Annotated in this window: 22 protein-coding genes; 1 reads left to right on the top strand and 21 read right to left on the bottom strand. The window is 40.9% G+C overall.

Going from position 1 to position 20,111, the window contains the following annotated elements:
* Positions 1-46: 46 nt before the first annotated feature.
* From ylqF to smc, 12 genes are all read right to left on the bottom strand, one after another.
* Positions 47-889, bottom strand: coding sequence for a ribosome biogenesis GTPase YlqF (gene ylqF / locus IEV27_RS03665; protein WP_188376093.1), 843 nt, complete (start codon positions 887-889; stop codon positions 47-49).
* An 11-nt stretch (positions 890-900) separates the two neighbouring features.
* On the bottom strand, positions 901-1,449 hold the full coding sequence (gene lepB / locus IEV27_RS03670) for a signal peptidase I (RefSeq protein ID WP_188376094.1): 549 nt from the start codon (positions 1,447-1,449) through the stop codon (positions 901-903).
* 101 nt (positions 1,450-1,550) lie between these two features.
* Positions 1,551-1,895: a 50S ribosomal protein L19 gene (rplS, locus tag IEV27_RS03675; RefSeq protein ID WP_188376095.1), complete on the bottom strand. Its 345-nt coding sequence runs from the start codon at positions 1,893-1,895 to the stop codon at positions 1,551-1,553.
* A 133-nt stretch (positions 1,896-2,028) separates the two neighbouring features.
* Positions 2,029-2,754: a tRNA (guanosine(37)-N1)-methyltransferase TrmD gene (gene trmD / locus IEV27_RS03680; RefSeq protein ID WP_188376096.1), complete on the bottom strand. Its 726-nt coding sequence runs from the start codon at positions 2,752-2,754 to the stop codon at positions 2,029-2,031.
* Positions 2,754-3,269, bottom strand: a complete 516-nt coding sequence (rimM, locus tag IEV27_RS03685; RefSeq protein WP_188376097.1) for a ribosome maturation factor RimM — start codon at positions 3,267-3,269, stop codon at positions 2,754-2,756. Before rimM ends, trmD begins: the two co-directional genes overlap by 1 nt.
* Before the next feature lie 8 nt (positions 3,270-3,277).
* Entirely contained in the window at positions 3,278-3,664 is a 387-nt protein-coding gene (locus IEV27_RS03690; protein ID WP_188376098.1) for a YlqD family protein, read from the bottom strand.
* Between the two features lie 67 nt (positions 3,665-3,731).
* Entirely contained in the window at positions 3,732-3,959 is a 228-nt protein-coding gene (locus IEV27_RS03695; RefSeq protein WP_188376099.1) for a KH domain-containing protein, read from the bottom strand.
* A 14-nt stretch (positions 3,960-3,973) separates the two neighbouring features.
* Complete coding sequence (rpsP, locus tag IEV27_RS03700) at positions 3,974-4,246, bottom strand: 30S ribosomal protein S16 (protein WP_188376100.1); 273 nt, start codon at positions 4,244-4,246, stop codon at positions 3,974-3,976.
* Between the two features lie 93 nt (positions 4,247-4,339).
* Positions 4,340-5,680, bottom strand: a complete 1,341-nt coding sequence (ffh, locus tag IEV27_RS03705; RefSeq protein ID WP_188376101.1) for a signal recognition particle protein — start codon at positions 5,678-5,680, stop codon at positions 4,340-4,342.
* 13 nt (positions 5,681-5,693) lie between these two features.
* Positions 5,694-6,014 (bottom strand): putative DNA-binding protein, encoded by a 321-nt coding sequence (locus tag IEV27_RS03710; RefSeq protein WP_188376102.1) that lies wholly within the window; start codon positions 6,012-6,014, stop codon positions 5,694-5,696.
* A gap of 75 nt (positions 6,015-6,089) precedes the next feature.
* Positions 6,090-7,073 carry a signal recognition particle-docking protein FtsY gene (gene ftsY / locus IEV27_RS03715; RefSeq protein ID WP_373868075.1) on the bottom strand — a complete coding sequence of 328 codons (984 nt, stop codon included), beginning with the start codon at positions 7,071-7,073 and terminating at the stop codon, positions 6,090-6,092.
* A gap of 316 nt (positions 7,074-7,389) precedes the next feature.
* On the bottom strand, positions 7,390-10,956 hold the full coding sequence (gene smc / locus IEV27_RS03720; protein ID WP_188376104.1) for a chromosome segregation protein SMC: 3,567 nt from the start codon (positions 10,954-10,956) through the stop codon (positions 7,390-7,392).
* Between the two features lie 171 nt (positions 10,957-11,127).
* Between smc and IEV27_RS03725 the strand changes: the two genes are divergently transcribed.
* Entirely contained in the window at positions 11,128-11,349 is a 222-nt protein-coding gene (locus IEV27_RS03725) for a DUF1128 domain-containing protein (RefSeq protein WP_188376105.1), read from the top strand.
* Between the two features lie 597 nt (positions 11,350-11,946).
* On the opposite strand, the gene rnc is transcribed toward IEV27_RS03725, so the two are convergent.
* From rnc to sdaAB, 9 genes are all read right to left on the bottom strand, one after another.
* Positions 11,947-12,639, bottom strand: a complete 693-nt coding sequence (rnc, locus tag IEV27_RS03730) for a ribonuclease III (RefSeq protein WP_188376106.1) — start codon at positions 12,637-12,639, stop codon at positions 11,947-11,949.
* A gap of 75 nt (positions 12,640-12,714) precedes the next feature.
* Positions 12,715-12,948, bottom strand: a complete 234-nt coding sequence (acpP, locus tag IEV27_RS03735) for an acyl carrier protein (protein WP_101843854.1) — start codon at positions 12,946-12,948, stop codon at positions 12,715-12,717.
* Between the two features lie 60 nt (positions 12,949-13,008).
* A complete protein-coding gene (gene fabG / locus IEV27_RS03740; RefSeq protein ID WP_188376107.1) occupies positions 13,009-13,749 on the bottom strand; it encodes a 3-oxoacyl-[acyl-carrier-protein] reductase in 741 nt (246 codons plus the stop codon).
* Positions 13,749-14,690, bottom strand: a complete 942-nt coding sequence (gene fabD / locus IEV27_RS03745) for an ACP S-malonyltransferase (RefSeq protein ID WP_188376108.1) — start codon at positions 14,688-14,690, stop codon at positions 13,749-13,751. The genes fabG and fabD overlap by 1 nt, the downstream gene beginning before the upstream one ends.
* Positions 14,687-15,691: a phosphate acyltransferase PlsX gene (plsX, locus tag IEV27_RS03750; RefSeq protein WP_188376109.1), complete on the bottom strand. Its 1,005-nt coding sequence runs from the start codon at positions 15,689-15,691 to the stop codon at positions 14,687-14,689. The genes fabD and plsX overlap by 4 nt, the downstream gene beginning before the upstream one ends.
* Positions 15,688-16,269 carry a transcription factor FapR gene (fapR, locus tag IEV27_RS03755; RefSeq protein WP_188376110.1) on the bottom strand — a complete coding sequence of 194 codons (582 nt, stop codon included), beginning with the start codon at positions 16,267-16,269 and terminating at the stop codon, positions 15,688-15,690. Before fapR ends, plsX begins: the two co-directional genes overlap by 4 nt.
* Before the next feature lie 126 nt (positions 16,270-16,395).
* Entirely contained in the window at positions 16,396-18,441 is a 2,046-nt protein-coding gene (gene recG / locus IEV27_RS03760; protein WP_188376111.1) for an ATP-dependent DNA helicase RecG, read from the bottom strand.
* On the bottom strand, positions 18,434-19,315 hold the full coding sequence (sdaAA, locus tag IEV27_RS03765; protein ID WP_188376112.1) for an L-serine ammonia-lyase, iron-sulfur-dependent, subunit alpha: 882 nt from the start codon (positions 19,313-19,315) through the stop codon (positions 18,434-18,436). The genes recG and sdaAA overlap by 8 nt, the downstream gene beginning before the upstream one ends.
* Positions 19,316-19,386: 71 nt before the next feature.
* Entirely contained in the window at positions 19,387-20,049 is a 663-nt protein-coding gene (gene sdaAB, locus IEV27_RS03770; protein WP_188376113.1) for an L-serine ammonia-lyase, iron-sulfur-dependent subunit beta, read from the bottom strand.
* Positions 20,050-20,111 lie beyond the last annotated feature (62 nt).

Here is a 20,111-nt window from a genome sequence, read left to right on the forward strand (position 1 = left end):
GAAAAACGCAATTGGAGAATATGCTTCTCATTGCGTTTTGTCCTCATCATTCAGGTTGTTCAAAGCTAATTAACCCTAACTTTCCTGATCGTAAATCTTGTAAGATAACGTCAGAAGTTTTATCAAAATTAACGACACCGCCACTCTCCAAACAACCGCGCTTGCGGCCAATGTGTTCAAAGGCATCCATAATGTCATCAAACGATTGAAAGCCATACCTCTGCTCTAATAAGTCTGGATAGTGCGAGCTTACATAATCCAGAATATAAGCGGCTACGTCTTCTTTTGGTAATATGGTGTCTTTAATGGTTCCAATCGAAGCCAGACGATAACCGATTTCTTCTTCTTCGAACTTCGGCCATAAGATTCCCGGCGTGTCGAGCAGTTCAAAATCTTTCTTTACTTTGATCCATTGCTGCTTTTTAGTAACCCCAGGTCTATCCCCTGTATCTGCTGTCTTTTTATTAGCGAGACGATTAATTAATGTCGATTTGCCTACGTTAGGGATACCTAGGATCATAGCTCTAAGCGGGCGAGGGCGTACCCCTTTTGCTTTTAACTTCTCCATTTTTTCGCTGCCTAAATCCTTGCCATATTGAATGACCTTTTGAATATCTTTCTTATTGTTCGCTTCAATCGCTAAAGCTGAAACATTCTGCTGTTCATAATAATGGAGCCACTGATCCGTTATGGCAGGATCAGCTAAATCTTTTTTCATTAAAACAACCATTTTCGGCTTATTTTGAAGCAGTTGATGCAGAACTGGGTTTTCAGAAGAAAATGGAGCTCTTGCATCTACTAGTTCTATAACAAAATCAACCAGCTTTAATTTTTCTTCTGCTTGTCGTTTAGCTTTAGCCATATGACCGGGATACCACTGGATCGTCATTATTACCCTCCTCAGTCTACCAGACCTATACGATTAAATGGCCAGTAGGAAAATAAACTTTCTCCTACTAACTGTTCGTAAGGTACCATTCCAATCGAACGGCTGTCTGTTGAATTATCGCGGTTATCTCCAAGAACAAGTACAGTTCCTTCAGGCACAGTTTCATGTCCCCCTGGAAGTTCTTCAATGGTAAAATTCTCAGTTAGCTGCTCACCTTGAGGCAGAGATTGCTTCTGTTCATCTAAGTAAGGCTCCTCTACAACTTCTCCATTTATATATAGCTCGTCCCCTTGCATAGCCACTTCTTCTCCTGGTAATCCAATTACACGTTTAATATAGTCTTGCTCATCGGTGGCGTGAAAAACCGCGATATCAAACCGATCAGGTTCCCCAAGCGAATAATTAATTTTGCTTACTATTAAATGATCTCCATTATGTAAATTCGGTGACATCGATGGACCTTCCACAATAACTGGAGCAAATAAAAATACGCGAATAATAATTGCTAATAGCGCAGCAATAGCAAAAGCCTTTATCCATTCTAACCATTGTTTCTTCATTAAATCATTCCTTTTCAAGAAATGCGGAAGCGGCTCGACGCCTAAAGTCTTTTAAAATTTAGAAAAAAGGAGCTTGACGATGCAAGCTCCTTTTCACTAAATTAGATAATTTCTTTAATACGAGCAGCTTTACCACGCAGGTTACGCAAGTAGTACAGCTTAGCTTGACGTACTTTACCACGACGAGCACGCTCAATCTTAGCAATACGTGGTGAATGTAATGGGAATGTACGCTCTACACCTACGCCGTAAGAGATCTTACGCACTGTAAATGTTTCGCTAATTCCACCGTTTTGGCGCTTAATTACAACACCTTCGAATACCTGAATACGTTCACGGTTACCCTCGACAACCTTCACGTGTACTTTAACAGTATCACCTGGGCGGAAAGTTGGGTGGTCTGTACGAAGCTGTTCCTTCGTAATGTCATGAATTAGTTGTTGCATTTGTCTTCACTCCTTCTTAACTAATGCTCTTATCTTCTATGAGAAAGCGGAACATCGTTTTCCGCTTAAACCGAACGTTTAAGCACAACTGATAATATACCATAGAATTCTATATTTCGCAATAGAATATCCTTTATTTCCACTGATCGATCCACGCTTTTTCCTTATCCGTTAATTCACGATCCTCAAGGAGATCAGGCCTTCTAAAATAGGTTCGCTTCAACGATTCGTAATGTCTCCATTCCTCAATCTTTGCGTGATTCCCTGAAAGAAGAACCTCAGGAACCTCATGTCCTCTAAACTCCCTTGGTCTCGTGTAATGCGGATGCTCCAGTAATCCATTGGAAAAGGAGTCTTCAGGTGCAGACCGTTCATTACCCAGCACATCTGGCAGCAAACGAACGACGGAATCAATCACTACCATGGCACCTAATTCCCCGCCGGTTAATACGTAATCTCCAATTGAAATTTCATCGGTCACGAGTTCCTGTCTTACCCTTTCATCATATCCTTCATAATGTCCACATAGAAAGATGAGATGATCTTCTTCGGAAAGTTCTTCAGCTTTTTGCTGAGAATAAGGCTCACCTTGAGGGCACATGAGAATCACTCTAGGTTGTGTATCCTGCTTTTTCTTCGTTGCTTCGACAGCATCGAAAATTGGCTGTGGAGTTAAAACTAGCCCTGCTCCTCCGCCATAAGGGTAATCATCCACTTTTTGATGCTTGTTTTCAGTATATTCCCTAAAATTAACCGTTTGGTAAGAAACCGCACCTTTATCTGTAGCCCTTTTCATAATCGATTGCTCCATCACACCATGAAACATTTCTGGAAAAAGTGTTAATATATCGATATGCATTAGTCTAGCAGCCCTTCTATTGGATCAATGATGATTTCTTTTTTATCAGGATGAACTTCCTTAACCACTTCTTCAATGTAAGGGATCAGAGCATCCTTTTCACCTTCACGTTTTACCACCCATACATCATTTGCTCCCGGGGTCAAGATCTCTTCTACACTTCCTATTTTTTCTCCAGAAGTAAGATAAACCGCTGAGCCAATAATTTCATGGAAATAAAACTCATGCTCCTCTAATTCTTCGTGAGCGTCTGAAGAAACTTTTAGGTACCCATCCCGTAATCGCTCAACATCGTTAATAGAAGGATGGTTTTCAAAGCTAATTAAATCAAAACCTTTATGGATCCGATGACTTTTAACCACAAGCTCTTCCATCGAATTCCCTTCATTCACCCAATACAACAGCTGACCTGGTTCAAAACGCTCATCGAAGTCAGTGATTCTTCTTACTTTGACTTCCCCTTTAATTCCATGAGTATTTATGATTTGGCCGACATTAAAATAGTGCTCACTCATTTATAAATCTACCTCGCTCGTATGACTATTCCATCTTTAATTACGATTTGACGATCTTTTAAAAGCTCTTCATAATGATCGCCTTCTTCTACATTTACCACAGTTTCTACTTCATCAACCTTTAATTCCTCACCATCAGGCAAGGTTTCCAATTGCTTGATTTGATATTGCAGGCGTTTCATTCTTTCTTTACGCAGACGAAGCTCTTTACTAAATCGTTGACGAATATCATTTTGATTAAACTCTTTATTTCTTTCCATTTTTCTTTGTTCAAACAGAAGCTGCTGGCATTCATTGTCTAATTGATCATACTTTTTATTAAAACGATCCTTCAATGCTTGTCTACTTGATTCTGTTAAGATTTGCTTGACCGGTATTCGTTTGATAATTTGCATGACATTCCTGCCTCTTGTAAATAATTTTAATGTTAAAAAAAGGGAAAGGTTTTCCCTCTCCCTTTTCTTACATGATATCTAAATAGATTCGCTTACTAGCATCTGAGCCTGCCGCATAAACCACCGTCCGAATCGCTTTTGCGATTCGACCGTTCTTTCCAATCACCTTACCAACATCTTCTTTGTGAACTGTTAAGTGATAAACAACTTTATTATTTTCTTCCTTAACGTTTACTTCGATCTCTTCTGGATGATCAACAAGCGGTGTAACGATCGTCTCGATCAAGGCTTTCATGATATCACGCTTCTTTACTTATTGTTTTTTTTATCGTGGAACTGCTTCATGATTCCTTCGTTAGAGAACAGGTTACGAACTGTGTCACTTGGCTGTGCACCGTTTGACATCCAATCCATAGCTTTATCAGCATCAATGTCAACATGTACTGGGTTAGCTACAGGATTGTACGTTCCAATTTGTTCAATAAAACGTCCGTCACGAGGAGAACGTGAATCAGCAACTACTACACGGTAAAATGGGTTACGCTTAGATCCCATGCGTTTAAGGCGAATTTTTACTGCCATATTTAACTACCTCCATTAATCTTTCTTTAATTAATTGTTTCACACAAGTTTAGATTTTAGCAGATGTTTTAGAGTGTGTAAAGGGTTTTTACATTACATAAAAGGAAAATTCATTCCTTTGCCTTTTTTTCCTTTTGTATTGCTCATCTGCTTCATCATTTTCTTCATATCTTCAAACTGTTTTAATAGACGGTTAACCTCTGAAACGGATCGCCCTGATCCTTTAGCTATACGTCTCTTGCGGCTGGCATTCATAAGAGAAGGATCTTGTCTTTCAGCTTTTGTCATCGACTGAATAATAGCTTCGACATGGACAATCTGTTTATCGTCAAATGAAGCATTCTGGAGCCCCTTCATCTTATTAGCGCCTGGAATCATATTGATCAATTCATCTAAAGGTCCCATGTTTTTAACTTGAGCCATTTGCTCAAGAAAGTCTTCAAACGTAAAGGATGCATTACGCATCTTAGACTCAAGATCTTTGGCTTGCTTCTCATCTACTTGTGTTTGAGCTTTTTCAATCAGAGTAAGCATGTCTCCCATGCCAAGAATTCGTGAAGCCATTCGCTCAGGATGGAATTGTTCCAGTTGATCAAGCTTCTCGCCCATACCTGCAAATTTAATCGGTTTACCGGTAACAGCTTTAATAGAAAGAGCTGCACCGCCTCGCGTGTCACCGTCAAGCTTCGTTAAAAGCACCCCTGTAACGTCAAGCTGTTCATCAAAGCTCTCTGCAACGTTTACAGCGTCTTGACCGGTCATGGCATCTACCACGAGGAAAATCTCATCAGGAACTACGGCTTCTTTAATGCGTTGAAGTTCTCCCATTAATTCCCCGTCTACGTGAAGTCGACCTGCGGTATCAATAATGACATAGTCATGATGCTCTTCTTTTGCTTTTTCTACGGCTTGCTTGGCAATATCAACAGGATCTGCCTCTGTACCTTGTGCATGCACAGGTAAATCCAGCTGACGACCAAGCGTCTCTAGCTGTTGGATGGCTGCGGGACGATAGACGTCAGCAGCTGCCAAAAGTGGTTTACGGTTATAGTTTTTACGTAAAAGGTTGGCAAGCTTACCTGTAGTGGTTGTCTTACCAGCACCTTGTAAACCTACCATCATAATAACTGTAGGAGGACGCTGAGCTACGGCAATTTTACTTTCATTGCCTCCCATAAGCTCTGTCAGTTCATCCTTTACAATTTTAATAACTTGCTGCCCTGGCGTTAAACTTCCCATTACTTCTTCGCCAACGGCTCGCTCTCGAATTCTTTTTACAAAATCTTTTACTACTTTAAAGTTTACGTCCGCTTCTAGAAGGGCTAGTCGAACCTCTCGACTCATTTCCTTAACATCTTGTTCGGAAACTTTCCCTTTCCCCTTAATCTTTTGGATCGATTGCTGTAAACGGTCGGATAAACCTTCAAATGCCATCGAAGGAACCCTCCTATTCTAATTCTTGTAATTGCTGGAGCCAATTCTCTACTTCTTTATTATTTTCGGCTTTGTTCTCCATCTGCTGAAAAATCTTCTGTCGCTTATCGAATTTTTCATATAAATGAAGTTTATTTTCATATTCTTCAAGCATAGCTTCCGTCCGTCTAATGTTATCATAAACGGCTTGCCGTGAAACATCAAAATTCTCCGAGATTTCTCCTAAAGAATAATCCTCTAAATAATACAACTCCATGTAGTTTCGCTGTTTAGGAGTGAGTAACGATTGGTAAAAATCAAACAAATAATTGATGCGAGTTGTTTTTTCTAGCACGCTTCATTCACTCCTTGTTAAGTGAAATACCTTTACATTCAAATACTAACTGAGTTTATCTAGTGGTGTCAAGGTTTAAAGCTCTTCTTGCTCTGTTTCCTGTTCTTCAATCATATCCGCAAACAGTCCGTAGACAAATGCATTCGCATCAAACGTCTCTAAATCTGTTACTTTCTCCCCTAAACCTACTAGTTTAACTGGAATTTGTAACTCATTTCGTATAGCTAGAACGATGCCGCCTTTGGCTGTACCATCCAGTTTTGTCAGAACAATGCCTGAGACATCTGTTGCTTCAGAGAAGGTTTTAGCCTGGCTCATCGCATTTTGGCCTGTAGTGGCATCAAGTACTAAAAGAACTTCATGAGGGGCGCCTGGAACTTCCCTTTCAATCACTCGTTTCACTTTAGATAATTCATTCATAAGGTTCACTTTGTTCTGAAGTCTTCCCGCTGTATCACAAATAAGCACATCTGCGTCTTTTGATTTAGCGGACTTAATGCCATCGTAGATCACAGCAGCTGGATCACTTCCCTCGCTGTGCTTAATGACGTTGACACCAGCTCGTTTCCCCCATTCATCAAGCTGATCAATAGCTCCCGCGCGGAAAGTATCTCCGGCTGCAAGCGTCACTTTTTTTCCATCAGATTTTAATTGGTGAGCTAATTTACCAATGGTCGTCGTTTTTCCTACACCATTTACCCCAACAAAGAGATAAATGGTTAAGCCATCTGGATTTTGGCTAAGTTCTTCAATGCTTTCTTCCGTCTCTTCACCGTAGTATAGCTCAACTAACTTCTCTGAAATGACTTCCTTAACTTGGGACGTATCTTTAATGTTTCTACGTTTCACTTCCATTTCAAGTTCTTCGATCATTTCCATCACAGCATTTACGCCTACATCCGCTGAGATAAGCACTTCCTCAAGCTCTTCGAAAAAGTCCTCATCGACCGTGCGATACTTTGCCACAAGATCATTAATCTTCGTAGTAAATGAATTTCGAGTTTTAGCTAAGCCTTTTTTAAATTTTGAAGCAATCGACTCTTCCTGCAGCACATCCATATCGTTTTCACCAGGGGCATCATAGGTTTCATCATAAGCTTCATCAAAAGGATCTCCAGCTTGCTCGTCCACGGTTTCTCCAACCGGCTCATCAATCGAACCTTCATCCTGTTCGACTTCCTGCCCTTCTTCTGGTTCGTTTACAACTTCCGTTTCTCCTTCAAGCTGTGCAGAATCTTGTAATTCAGCATCTTCTTCTAACTCTTTATCTTCCTCAGAACTTTCAATGTCATCTTCTTTTTTCTCATCTACTATTTCTGGTTCAATAATAAACTTTTCTTTAAGCTTCTTAAAAAAACTCATCGACTCATCCTTTCTAAGCTTCCATTAATTCCTTTGTCTCCTCTAAACGTACCGATACCAGTTTGGAGACTCCAGATTCTTGCATCGTCACGCCGTAAAGTACATCTGATTCTTCCATTGTACCTTTACGGTGCGTAATGACAATAAATTGCGTCTGCTGGCTGAATTCCTTTAAAAATTTTGCGAAGCGATTGACATTTGCTTCGTCCAAAGCAGCCTCGACTTCATCTAGTACACAAAACGGTACAGGGCGCACTCTTAATATTGAAAATAACAAAGCAATAGCTGTTAAGGCGCGTTCCCCGCCTGATAGCAAGCTTAAGTTTTGAAGCTTCTTGCCTGGTGGTTGAGCGACTATATCAACCCCTGTCTCCAGCAGATCTTCAGGGTTTGTAAGCTTTAAGTCCGCTTGTCCTCCACCGAATAGATCTTTAAAGACTTGACCAAACTCTTCTTTAATTTTAGTAAACGTATCCTCAAAACGGCGTTTCATCTCATGGTCCATTTCATTAATGATGGAATGGAGAGTATCCTTCGCTTCTTGAAGGTCTGACTGTTGACCAGACAAGAAATCATACCGTTCTACAATTCGGTCATATTCGTCAATGGCCCCGAGATTAACCGTACCTAATTCATCAATTGCTTTCTTGATCAGTTTCACTTGAGTGGAAGCTTGTTCGACATGATCAACACGCGGAAACTCACGTTGAGCTTTCTCAAAAGTCGTCACGTATTCACTCTGTAAATACTCAAGCATGTTCTCTAATTCAACATCGAGACGATTGGCTTTGACTTCTTTTTGCTGTAAGTCTTGAACATAATTTTGATGCACCCGCTGTTTTTCTTTTAACTCTTTTTCTTCTTCTTGAACAGAAAGAGAAAGAGCGTTTCTTTCTTGTCGACGCTCTTGAATCAGCTGTGACGTATCTTCTTTCCTTCGCTTCGTTATGTTCATTTTTTCTTCTAATTCTTCTTCGGTTTCATTCGACTCTGCGACCTCTACTAGCTGATGATAGGATTGACGGTTCTGCTTCACAAGATCTTTAAGTTTGATCAGTTCACTTTCCAGCCGATCCGTTTTTTCTTGTTGGTTGGTCACGTTCGAGTCTTGCTCCACCCGTTTCATTTTCAGCTCCTGATGACGTTCACGAAGCTTGTTTTCGTCTTCTTTTTGACGTTCTTTCATCGTCGTTAAATGATTGATTTTCTTTTGAATGTCTTCAAGCTTATCATTTAAGTCATTTAACTCTCGATCTAATGCCAAAAGACGTTCGTCTACTTGCTTCTTATCATTGGAAAATTGTGACTGATCCTGATCATAAATCGCTAATTGATCATTTAAGTGTTCGATCTTAATTTTCAGTTCTCTCTTATAGGACTGACTTTCAAACTCCTCGTTTTTCACTTTATTTAACTGAGATTGAAGTTCCTCCATTTGTTGCTGATGTTGTTGTACGCTATGCTTTAAGTCTTGAACTTTATGTTCTACACCTTTAGCTTTTTCATCAAACGAAGCAATCTTCTCCACTAATTCTTGTAATTCTTTTTCCCGAGTGAATAGAGATTGATTCGATTTCTTTTGCGCGCCTCCAGACATTGAGCCGCCAGGGTTAACGACATCGCCGTCTAATGTAACGATTCTAAACTTACGATTAAGTACGTTTGCAATTACATTGGCATCTTCTAAAGACTCTGCAATTACAATGTGGCCTAAGAGGTGCTTAATAGCAGGCGAGTAATGCTCTTGATACTGAATTAAATCGGCTGCTACCCCGATAAACCCTTTCTGACCGGACAACTTAGAAGCAGCATGTGCCGGCACTGTTCTCGGCTGAATAGTTGATAAAGGCAAAAATGTCGCACGCCCCTTATTATTCTGCTTCAGCCATTGAATCGCATGTCGACCGGATTGTTCATCTTTTACAATGACATGCTGAGCTTGGGCACCGAGAGACGTTTCAATAGCTGTAATAAGATGGGACGGGATTTCTATTACTTCTAACACAGCCCCTTCAATTCCCTCTATCTTCGAACTCTCTCTCGACTTCAGAATTTCTCTAACCCCTTGAAAATACCCAGAAAAATCTTCTTTTAATTCTTCCAGCATTTCTTTCTTAGAGCGTAGTTTCTCTAAGTACTGGTAACCTTGATATAACTTTTGCTGCCATTCTTGGTAAGAGCTTTCATCCTGATTCGTTTTTTGCTGTAAATTTGTTAGATTCGCCTCTAATTTCTTGCGCTGGTTGGTCTGCTGCTCCAGCTGGCCATTCATTTCATCTAGTGATGATTGCAGCTGGTGACGCTCTTCATCCAACTCTTTGAATTTGCTTTGCTGAATCCCTTTTTTACTATCGATTTGTTCGACTTGGCGTTCTAAAGATTGTTTTTCGTTACGTTTTGCAGCCTGTGCATTTAATAAGTCGATATAATCACTTTTATAATCTTCAATTTGAGCTTCAGTATCTTCCGCTCCTTGATGAAGAGCTTCTGTCGTTTCCTTGATTTGTTTCTTTGTTTCCAGTTTTTCTTGTTTATATGCTTCTAGTTTCGTTTTCTCTTGATCAACCGATTTTTCTAATGATTGAACTTCTGAAGAAAGCTCATCATATTCTTCCTCTAATTTAAATTTATTTTCAGAGAAGTGTTTATGACGTTCTTTCATGAGCTCTTTTTTACCTTCTACATTTTCAAGTTCTTTTGTCAGTGAGAGAAGCGTTTCTTGAAGATCTTCCAAAGATTCATCTAAAGCTAAGATGTGATCTCGCTTCTCCTCAATAGAAGCACCATTCTTTTGTAAAGCTTCTTTTAATTCCGCTTCTTCTTTCTTAACTGATTCTAGATCTTTTAGAATTTGTTCCCATTTTTGATGCGCATCTTCAATTTGAGTAATGAGCAATGAAACTTCAATTTGTTTAAGTTCATCTTTTTTGTCAAGGTAATCTTTAGCAATAGACGCCTGTTCTTTTAATGGCTCTAATTGTGCATCCAGCTCATGAATAATATCTTCTACACGATTTAAATTCTCTTGGGTTTCGAATAATTTATGTTCAGCCTTCTTCTTCCGCTGCTTATATTTAAGTACACCGGCTGCCTCTTCAAAAATAGATCGGCGTTCTTCTGCTTTTGAACTAAGAATCTCCTCTACTTTTCCTTGACTAATGATAGAAAAGGCTTCCCGCCCAAGTCCAGAATCCATAAACAAGTCTACAATATCCTTTAACCGGCAAGATTGATTATTAATATAAAATTCACTTTCTCCTGAACGATATACTCTTCTGGTTACGCTCACTTCTTCATAATCAAGCGGCAGGGTCTGCTGCTCGTTATTTAACGTAAGCGTAACTTCTGCCATATTTAATGCTTTTCTCGTCTCACTGCCGGCAAAAATGATGTCTTCCATCTTTGCCCCTCGAAGCGAGCGAGCGGATTGTTCCCCTAAAACCCATCGGATGGCATCGGTAATATTACTTTTCCCACTGCCATTAGGGCCTACTACTGAGGTCACTCCTGAAACAAATTCTACTGAAATGCGTTCAGCAAATGACTTAAATCCTACGGTATTTAATCGTTTGAGGAACATACTCATCCTCCTGTGTTTCTCTTTTTTAACTTGTCTATTTTATCATAACCTTAAGGGTTTAGGTAAGTAGAGATAGATTTAGAAAGGATAAATCTTTTAAAAGGGTTTTAATATCCAAAAAAGTATTTTATGATATGTAATAACAATAGAGAAATGCTGAGGAGGAAAATTGTGAGTCTTCAAGAGCCTACAAGAGAGAACTTATCTTTTATCATCGATGATATGGCAGATCGCCTGCAGGTCGTAAACCGTTCGATCATGGATCCGGATGATTACGATTTAGATAAATATAGCGAAATTAAATCCCTGCACGACATTATTCAAGCAAAGGGTCAACTAAGTGTCTCTGAGATCCAAGCTTTTGTACAAGAATTAGGTAACTATCGTAAATAATTCAAAGAGCATTTCAAAAAAATGGTCTCAGCTTGTAGAGAAACCTCTGTTCTTCTTTTTACCTTGACAGGGTAAACGTTTCTTACTTGAGGATGAGGAAAGGGGAGTAGGAAACGACTCCCTTTCCAGGGGCGAATGGTGTGACTCCTCAGGCTTTATCAGCCTTCCGGGGTCACACCTTATTCGTATCTCCCCTAGGAGTGTCGCCGTTTCCTACAACCCTTTTTCGAAATAGAGGACTGGAAAAACCATTTAACCACGCTGACCAAGTATGCAACAGGTCACTCATTCTACGATGGTTCAAAAAGCCTATTGTGATCAAAGGAACGGAAAAAGTGCCGACTCCTGCGAGACGAGCAGACAGGAGAAGCCCCGCAGGTCGCAGACCGAGGAGATATTCCGTCTGACCCCGCGGAAAGCGGCGCTTCTTCCTGTTCCTTTTCTCTATACCAATAGGAAGGAACCATTCTATAAATTCATATTAAATCCTTCTAATCTTTTTCCACAGCCTGAGACCATTTCAAAAAAGAGGTGGTCTTTTTATCGTAAAAAATGCTTGGAGAGAAAACCGAAATTTCTCTCCAAGCATTTTTGTATTTATTGAAGCGCACCTTGATTAATAAGTGCCTGTTGGGCAGCTTTTTGTTCGGCTTCTTTCTTCGTTCTGCCTACACCGATTCCTACCGTTTCGTTTTGGACACTGACGTGAGCAATAAATTCCCTGCTGTGAGCAGGGCCTCTTTCTTCCACAATTTCATATTCTATGCGACTATTCCGATCTCGTTGTATGTGTTCTTGCAGCTGACTCTTGAAATCCATCGCATGAGAAAAAGCACCACTTTTAATCTTAGGATATACATAATTGCTTAAGAACTCTACCACTTGATCAAAGCCCTGATCAAGATAGATCGCACCAATAAAGGCTTCAAAAACATCTGCTAATAAAGCAGGTCGGTTTCGGCCTCCCGTCATTTCCTCGCCTTTACCTAAGAGAATCAAGTCCTGAAAGTTAAGGTCATTGGCAAAATTCACGAGCGAGACTTCACACACAATCGAGGCACGAAGCTTCGTAAGCTCTCCTTCTGCCATTTCAGGAAATTCACGATACAAGTATTGAGAAACACCTAACTCTAATACAGCATCTCCCAAAAACTCAAGCCGCTCATTATCCTCACGATCTGTCTTGCGATGCTCATTCACATAGGATGAATGGGTAAATGCTTGTTCCAGTAACGAAACGTCTCTAAAGCGTATATTGACTTTTTCTTGGAAACTGGAAAAATCCTCCATAATTCACCTTGTCCTTTTCTTATAATTGTTCTATATAGGAAAGGCTGCCTGCAAAAGCAGACAGCGATCCTAGGTTTACGACTGGCTGTTTATGTAGTTAACAGCGTCGCCAACTGTATTGATTTTTTCAGCTTCTTCATCAGAAATTTCCATATCGAACTCGTCTTCAAGCTCCATTACTAATTCTACAACGTCAAGAGAATCAGCTTCTAGATCTTCTTTGAAGGAAGCTTCCATTGTTACTTTTGATTCGTCTGCATCAAGACGATCGACAATGATCTGTTTTACTCTTTCGAATGTATCTGCCATAGGAACTTCACCTCCCTTCAATCATTATAGTAAATTTCAAAAAGGAAAACCAGACTATTTTTACATCACCATTCCGCCATCAACATGAATCGTTTGTCCAGTAATATAACCTGCATCTTCAGTGGCTAAAAAGCGTACTACATTTGCGATGTCTTCTCCATTTCCAAGACGTCCAAGAGGAATCATAGCTAACATTTGTTCACGCTGTTCATCTGTAAGCTGATCGGTCATATCTGTTGTAATATATCCCGGAGCCACTGCATTAACCGTGATATTACGAGAAGCCAGCTCTTTTGCGTTCGATTTGGTCATGCCAATAACCCCAGCTTTAGCTGCAACATAGTTGGCTTGACCTGGATTTCCTGAAACGCCGACAATCGATGAAATGTTAATAATACGGCCATGTTTTTGCTTCATCATTTGACGCGTAACGCCTTTCGTACACACAAACACACCTTTTAAGTTCGTATCGATGACGTCATCAAATTCTTCTTCTTTCATTCTCATTAACAAATTGTCTCTCGTAATTCCTGCATTATTCACTAAAATATCAAGCTTGCCAAATTGGTCTACCACCTCTTTGACCATGTTTTTAACATCTTCAGTGCTAGACACATTCGCTTGAATTTTAATAGCTTCTCCACCGTTCTCCTTAATTTCTTGAACGACTGCTTCAGCTTTTTCTTCACTTCCTGCATAGTTTACAGCTACTTTTGCCCCTTTAGATGCTAACTCAAGTGCAATTGCACGTCCAATTCCACGAGAGGCTCCTGTAACTAGGGCGACTTGTTCGTTTAACATTATGAGTCCTCCTTATACCATTCCAGAAAGCTTTGCAGCGTTTCAGGATTTTGTACTGAAAACGTCTTTGTTCTTCTATTAACCTTCTTCACTAAACCGCTCAATACTTTCCCGTGACCTACTTCTACAATAGCATCCAGATCAGCTTCTACAAATTTTTCTAAAATCTCCTCGAAACGTACCGGAGAATATAATTGTTTCACTAACAGCTCTTCAATATCTTCGGCCTTTTCAACAGGTTCGGCTGTCACATTAGCATATACAGGGCATTCTGAATGGCTGATCGCTGTTTCTTTTAGATTTGCTGCAAACTCTTCACTTGCAGGCTCCATTAATCGAGAATGAAAAGGACCACTGACATTTAACGGCAGCACTCTTTTGGCACCTGCATCTTTTAACAGTTGGGATGCCTTTTCAACGCCTTGTGCTGTACCAGAAATTACAATCTGCCCTGGACAGTTAATATTTGCTAAATCCACTGGTTCGCTTTCATCTAAATCTCCCAGCACGTTTTCGATATCCTCTTTTGCTAATCCAAGCACAGCAGCCATAGCCCCTTGACCTGTCGGGACTGCTTCTTCCATTAACTTTCCTCTCGTATGAACGAGCTGCACAGCTTCTGTTGGCTGCAGTGAGCCTGCAGCAACGAGCGCGCTATACTCTCCTAAGCTGTGCCCAGCTGTCATGACAGGGGTTACCCCTTCTTGTTCGAGCACCTTAGTTATTCCTACACTGTTTAATAGTAAAGCAGGTTGTGCATTTTCGGTTTTGGTCAACTCGTCCCCAGGACCTTCAAACATTAAAGAGGTTAAGGAATAACCCAGCACCTCATCCGCTTGATCAAATAGTTGCTGCACGTGATCGTACGTTTCATACATTTCCTTTCCCATGCCAACATCCTGGGAGCCTTGGCCTGGAAAGATATAAGCTACTTTTTTCATTCCTCGCCACCTACCTTTTCCACTTCTTTTAGCGTCGTTTCAATCGTTGAAGTAACATCTTGTTCCACCATGTGACAGGCCTGTTTAATGGCATTGTAAATGGCACGGCCATTCGATGAACCGTGTGCTTTAATAACAGGAGCCGCTAAACCAAATAATCCAGCCCCTCCATATTCAGAGTAATCCAGCTGATTTTTTAACTGTTTTAAATCATTTTTCACAAGAGCAGCTGCCAGCTTAGATTTAAGATTTTTCATAAAAGTAGATTTAATCATAGAAAACATCGTTAAAGCTGTACCTTCAATCGTCTTCAAGGCAACATTACCTGTAAAACCATCAGTAACGACTACATCTGCCACTCCGTTAAGCAGGTCTCTTGATTCTACATTCCCAATAAAATTAATGGGCGCTTCTGACATTAATTCAAATGCTTTTTTTGTGAGTTCACTACCCTTGCCGTCTTCGGTGCCGACATTCAATAATCCAACACGAGGAGAAGCTAACCCTCTAACTTTATTACTATAAATAGAGCCGATAATCGCATATTGCAGCAAGTGCGTGGCTTTCGCATCCACATTTGCACCAACATCGAGCATTAAAAAGCCTTTACCGTCTTCGGTTGGCAAAGTTGGACTAAGCGCCGGCCTTTCCACTCCTTTAAGACGGCCCACTCCAAATAATCCTGCACTCATCAATGCTCCCGTATTCCCTGCAGAAATACACCCATCAGCTCTGCCTTCTTTTACTTCTTTTGTCATTAACACCATGGATGCCTGTTTTTTCCTGCGCACCGCACGTACAGGTTCCTCCTCAGCTGTAATAGCTTCAGTCGTATGTATAACACTAATTTGTTTGGAGTCTTTTAAATAGGGAGTAATTTTCTCCTCATCACCTATTAAAGTGATTTCAAGATTTTTCATAGAAGAGACGGCTTCCATTGCACCTTTCACAATCGCTTCCGGCGCATTGTCGCCTCCCATTGCATCTATTGCTAGCCTCATCCTTCATTCATCTCCTTAGGGTCATGGTCCCGAAACATCTCAAATGACCCGGCAAATACTTCATCGTTTTCTACGTAGCTGTGTACGTCAACAATCGTTCGTCCTTTATGATCATCACCTTTTACGAATGCTTTCGCTACAACTCGCTCTCCAAGTTTGACTGGACGATTAAATCGGATGCTTGATCCAGCAGTTAAAGCCAATTCATCATTTATTACAGCAACAGCTAAAGAATTCGCCTGAGCAAACAAATGGTGGCCGCGGGCAATGTTATTCCTAGAAAACACATGCTCCGGTTTAATATCTAATATAGAAATGGCACGTTGATCTAGTTCCAGGTCTACTACTTCCCCAATCACTTCTTCAATCGGCAAGGCCTTAACCGTTTCATTCCATTCATGAGTAGCGACTGATTTTATTCGTTCACGCAATTCTGGAATGGATAACTCCATCCGGTCCAAACGAATCGTTTGAATACTGACGCCGAAACGTTTGGCCAACTCTTCATCTGTAATGAAAGGCGTTTCTTTAATCGTGTCCTTTAATTCACTTTGTCTAACTTGTTTGGATCGCTTCATCCTATGTCCCACCGTTCGTTGTCACTGATTTATGACTAGGTACTAATAGTAATATATAATACCTTTTTTAATAACGCAAGGATGAGCGTTTAAAAAGAAAATTGTGACATAAAAACGGCCCGCTCTTTAATCCAGCACTTGTCCAGAAATATGTTCATCCTGTTCTATGATTTGTTTTAGGGCACGGTAATCCTCATCTTTTTCCAATAAATCCTCTGATATGATAAGAGCTGCGTCTTGCCTTGCCGTTTCTAACGCTCGATAGTCATGTACCATATCGCCGACTTTAAACTCAGGTATGCCGCTTTGTTTCCGGCCGAAAAAGTCACCAGGTCCTCTTAGTTTCAAGTCTTGCTCCGACAGTTCAAAACCATCTGTCGTTTCTGTCATGATTCTCATCCGTTCTTTGCCCACATCTCCCTTAGGGTCCGCCAGCAAAATACAGTAACTTTGTTGATCACCTCTGCCTACTCGGCCTCTTAACTGGTGCAATTGTGATAATCCAAATCGCTCGGCATCATGAATGACCATAACAGTAGCATTAGGAACATTGACCCCAACCTCTACTACGGTAGTTGACACCAGGATCTGAACATGATTAGCAGCAAAATCCTCCATGACCTCTTCTTTTTCATCATTAGATAGTCGCCCATGCATTAAACCGACCTTAATCGCAGGCTCAAATACAGCAGAAATCTGGTTATATAAGTCAATCGCATTTTGAATATCCAACTGGTCCGATTCTTCAATCAATGGACAAATCACATAGGCCTGTTGACCTTGCTGAATTTGCTTTTGGATAAAAGCCAGTACTTTGTCGGTCATTTGTCCTTTTACCCAGTACGTTTCGATCGGCTTTCTGCCTGCAGGCATTTCATCAATGACAGAAACATCCATATCTCCAAAGGCAGTAATGGCTAAGGTACGAGGAATCGGTGTCGCCGTCATGAAGAGAACATCAGGATGGAGACCTTTATCACGCAGTGTTCTGCGTTGATTTACTCCGAAACGATGCTGCTCGTCTACAATAACAAAACCTAAGCGGCTAAAGTCCACTTCATCTTGAATTAAAGCATGGGTGCCTACTAGTAAATCAACCTCCTGCTCTTTAACATCATTTAAGATCTGCTTTCTTTTCTTCCCTTTTACAGAGCCTGTAAGAAGTGCAATTCGTATTCGATCTCCAAACATCTCTTTTAATGAAGCTGCATGCTGCTCCGCTAAAATTTCAGTAGGAACCATTAAAGCCGCCTGCTGGCCAGTCGTAATCGATGCATATAAAGCAATGGCAGCTACGGCCGTTTTCCCAGAACCTACATCCCCTTGTAAAAGGCGATTCATGCGGTAAGGGTTTTTCATATCTTTTAGTATTTCACTAAGCGCCCTTTTTTGAGCATTCGTTAACTCAAAAGGCAGCGATTGGACAAATTCAGTCAATCGCTCGTTATCATAATGTTGAGCATTCCCCATCGTCGACTCTCGATGCAGCTTTCTTAACAGCTGCATTTTTAACTGAAACAACAAAAACTCTTCATAAATAAATCGACGCTTCGCATGTTTTAACAAGATACGGCTTTCGGGATAATGCATTTGCTCAATTGCTCGCTGACGTTTTGGCAGCTTATAACTCAGGACCGTATCTTCCGGCAGGATTTCTTCTACTTCATGTAAGTAATCTTCAAGAGCCGCTTTTATCACTTTTCTTAAAGTAACAAGTGTCACACTTTCCTTTAATGTGTAAACCGGCTGAATCGGTTCCTGGCTCTTAGCCGCCCCTTTTTTATACTGACTTACCGTAATTTGAAGGCGGTGTTGATCCCATTTCCCAGTCACTGTCACAGTGTCGCCGGCATTTAGCTGTTTCTTGGCAAAAGAGCGGTTAAACATAACCGCTTTAACAGCAAATTGATCGACTTGGAGTGACATCGTTAATCGTGATTTCTTCTTCCCATAAAACTGAACGACGGGATCAGATATCAGCTGTCCCTCAATCGTTGCTTTTTCCTCATGCTGAAGTTCTGTGAGCGGCTTGACTTCGTAGGAATCATAGCGATAAGGAAAATAAAATAATAAATCATAAATGCTAAAAAGCCCAAGCTCATTTAAATGAGCTTGAAGCTTTTCTCCAATTCCTTTTACTTCACTAATAGGTAGTTCTAATCTATTATTCATCAATCGGACTCCCGTAAATTTTTGCTTCAAGTTTCTTGCCGGTTAATGTGGCGGCAAGGCCGCCCTGGGCGGTTTCTCTGAATGCTGTAGGCATTCTCTGCCCCACTTTATACATGGCGTCTATCACTTCATCACATGGAATACGGCTCGTCACTCCTGCTAAAGCCATATCAGCAGCAACGACTGCATTCGATGCTCCCATCGCATTTCGCTTCACACACGGAACTTCTACAAGGCCGGCAACAGGATCGCAAATTAAGCCTAGCATATTCTTTAGTGTAATCGCCATAGCTTCTGCAGACTGAGCGGGTGTACCTCCTGCCATTTCAACGATGGCAGCGGCAGCCATTCCTGCAGCAGATCCGACTTCTGCTTGGCAGCCTCCAGCGGCTCCTGATATCGAAGCATTATTTGCTACGACAAAACCAAAAGCCCCAGATGTGAATAGATAGCGAATCATTTGCTCTCGAGTCGGGTTCAATTTATCTTTTACTGCAAAAAGCGTTCCAGGCACACAGCCGGCACTTCCTGCAGTAGGGGTAGCACAGATGGTCCCCATGGCCGCATTCACTTCATTTGTGGCTACTGCTTTACTCACAGCATCCATTAATAAGTGACCGGACAATGGTTCTTTATCCCGCATATAATTCTGAATTAATACGGCATCTCCTCCCGTTAGACCACTATGGGATTGTACCCCTTTTAATCCATCTTCAATCGCTTTCTCCATGACTTCTAAATTACGTTCCATTTGTTCAAAGATTTTTTCTCGCGTCAATTGCTTTACTTCCATCTCTTGACGAATCATTACTTCTGAGAGAGAAATACTTTCTTTTTCAGCGCGCTCTACTAGTTCAGCAACATTTCTAAACACTAGCTTACCCCTTTCCTATGGTGATCCTTTTCTAAGAAGAAATTCTACCCTTCTTTTAAAGCTCACCAAAACTAGTCGGAAATACGAGCCACTTGTTTAATATGTTCAGCTCGTTCTAATTCATTTAATACGGTATCTTCAATATTTTGATCGACTTCAATAACCATCAGCGCTTGCTCGCCTTGCGCTTTTCTCGAAACTTCCATACGTCCAATATTGATTTCATGGCCTGCCAGAATGGATGTAGCTGAAGCGATCGCTCCATAGCGATCATTATGAATTAATAGAATCGCCGGGTGACTTCCTGAGAGACGCAGCTCAAATCCGTTAAGTTCTGTGATTTCAGCCTTTCCGCCTCCAATGGAAATACCAACAAGCTCTAATTCTCCTTCATCATCCCCAATAATGAGCTTGGCCGTATTCGGATGGTCTGTATTTGCTTCTTCTTCGTAAAAGTGGATGTCCATCTCTTTTTCCTTCGCAATCTCTAATGAGGTGCTTATACGCGTATCATCTGTGTCAAAATCTAACAACCCACCAATAATAGCGACGTCTGTGCCGTGCCCTTTATACGTTTGGGCAAACGAACCATATAAATGAATATGAGCATACTTCGGTTCTCTGCCAAACAAATGTCTAGCTGCTCGTCCAATTCTGGCAGCGCCGGCTGTATGTGAACTTGAAGGACCAATCATAACGGGCCCGATGATATCGAATACTGATCTATATTTCATACGGATCACCATCCTTGCTTTTGGTAAGTAAACGCTTTCCATATTTTCGTTTACCGATATTT

This window comes from Halobacillus andaensis (assembly GCF_014636475.1).
GTDB lineage: Bacteria > Bacillota > Bacilli > Bacillales > Halobacillaceae > Halobacillus_A > Halobacillus_A andaensis.

Bases quoted from the DNA above. Each gene is read 5' to 3' on its own strand.
- ylqF (WP_188376093.1), bottom strand. From the start codon at position 889: ATGACGATCCAGTGGTATCCCGGTCATATGGCTAAAGCTAAACGACAA.
- lepB (WP_188376094.1), bottom strand. From the start codon at position 1,449: ATGAAGAAACAATGGTTAGAATGGATAAAGGCTTTTGCTATTGCTGCG.
- rplS (WP_188376095.1), bottom strand. From the start codon at position 1,895: ATGCAACAACTAATTCATGACATTACGAAGGAACAGCTTCGTACAGAC.
- trmD (WP_188376096.1), bottom strand. From the start codon at position 2,754: ATGCATATCGATATATTAACACTTTTTCCAGAAATGTTTCATGGTGTG.
- rimM (WP_188376097.1), bottom strand. From the start codon at position 3,269: ATGAGTGAGCACTATTTTAATGTCGGCCAAATCATAAATACTCATGGA.
- IEV27_RS03690 (WP_188376098.1), bottom strand. From the start codon at position 3,664: ATGCAAATTATCAAACGAATACCGGTCAAGCAAATCTTAACAGAATCA.
- IEV27_RS03695 (WP_188376099.1), bottom strand. From the start codon at position 3,959: ATGAAAGCCTTGATCGAGACGATCGTTACACCGCTTGTTGATCATCCA.
- rpsP (WP_188376100.1), bottom strand. From the start codon at position 4,246: ATGGCAGTAAAAATTCGCCTTAAACGCATGGGATCTAAGCGTAACCCA.
- ffh (WP_188376101.1), bottom strand. From the start codon at position 5,680: ATGGCATTTGAAGGTTTATCCGACCGTTTACAGCAATCGATCCAAAAG.
- ftsY (WP_373868075.1), bottom strand. From the start codon at position 7,073: ATGGATGTGCTGCAGGAAGAGTCGATTGCTTCAAAATTTAAAAAAGGC.
- smc (WP_188376104.1), bottom strand. From the start codon at position 10,956: ATGTTCCTCAAACGATTAAATACCGTAGGATTTAAGTCATTTGCTGAA.
- rnc (WP_188376106.1), bottom strand. From the start codon at position 12,639: ATGGAGGATTTTTCCAGTTTCCAAGAAAAAGTCAATATACGCTTTAGA.
- acpP (WP_101843854.1), bottom strand. From the start codon at position 12,948: ATGGCAGATACATTCGAAAGAGTAAAACAGATCATTGTCGATCGTCTT.
- fabG (WP_188376107.1), bottom strand. From the start codon at position 13,749: ATGTTAAACGAACAAGTCGCCCTAGTTACAGGAGCCTCTCGTGGAATT.
- fabD (WP_188376108.1), bottom strand. From the start codon at position 14,690: ATGAAAAAAGTAGCTTATATCTTTCCAGGCCAAGGCTCCCAGGATGTT.
- plsX (WP_188376109.1), bottom strand. From the start codon at position 15,691: ATGAGGCTAGCAATAGATGCAATGGGAGGCGACAATGCGCCGGAAGCG.
- fapR (WP_188376110.1), bottom strand. From the start codon at position 16,269: ATGAAGCGATCCAAACAAGTTAGACAAAGTGAATTAAAGGACACGATT.
- recG (WP_188376111.1), bottom strand. From the start codon at position 18,441: ATGAATAATAGATTAGAACTACCTATTAGTGAAGTAAAAGGAATTGGA.
- sdaAB (WP_188376113.1), bottom strand. From the start codon at position 20,049: ATGAAATATAGATCAGTATTCGATATCATCGGGCCCGTTATGATTGGT.